Origin of the sequence: Virgisporangium ochraceum (genome assembly GCF_016863655.1) — a bacterium.
Lineage (GTDB): Bacteria > Actinomycetota > Actinomycetes > Mycobacteriales > Micromonosporaceae > Virgisporangium > Virgisporangium ochraceum.
Map to the genome: position 1 here is coordinate 1 of NZ_BOPH01000199.1, position 553 is coordinate 553.

Annotated in this window: 1 protein-coding gene; it reads left to right on the top strand. The window is 71.8% G+C overall.

Features of this window, described 5'->3' with window-relative positions; translation table 11 throughout:
• Positions 1–545: class I SAM-dependent methyltransferase (locus Voc01_RS52680; RefSeq protein ID WP_203935349.1), on the top strand; the 545-nt coding region annotated here is incomplete at its 5' end.
• Positions 546–553 lie beyond the last annotated feature (8 nt).

The following is a 553-nucleotide window of genomic DNA, read 5'->3' on the forward strand; positions in this document are numbered from 1 at the left end:
CCGAGAAGGTCCAGTTCGGCGGCGGCCGCGAATGGCTCGGCACCCGCGCCGACGGCCGCGTCCTGGAAGTGGCCATCGGCACCGGCCGCAGCCTGCCCCACTACCCGCCCGACGTCCAGGCCACCGGCGTCGACCTCAGCCCCGCCATGCTCGACATCGCCAGGCAACACGCCGCGGACCTGAACCGCCCGGTCGACCTCCACGAAGGCGACGCCGAACACCTCCCGTTCGACGACGCGTCGTTCGACACGGTCGTCTGCGCACTGTCCCTGTGCTCCATCCCCAGGCCCGCCGCCGCGATCGGCCAGATGCACCGCGTCCTGAAGCCCGGTGGGCGGCTGCTCCTGCTCGACCACGTCGACAGCACCTGGCCACCGGTCAAAGCCGCGCAGTGGCTGCTCGAACGCGTCACCATCCGCGCCGCCGGTGAACACTTCACCCGCCGCCAACTACCCCTGGTCGAAGCGGCCGGCTTCGAGGCCGTCGAGGTCGAACGGCTCAAGGCCGGCACCGTCGAACGCATCCACGCGGTCAAGCCGGGATAGGGCCGGGC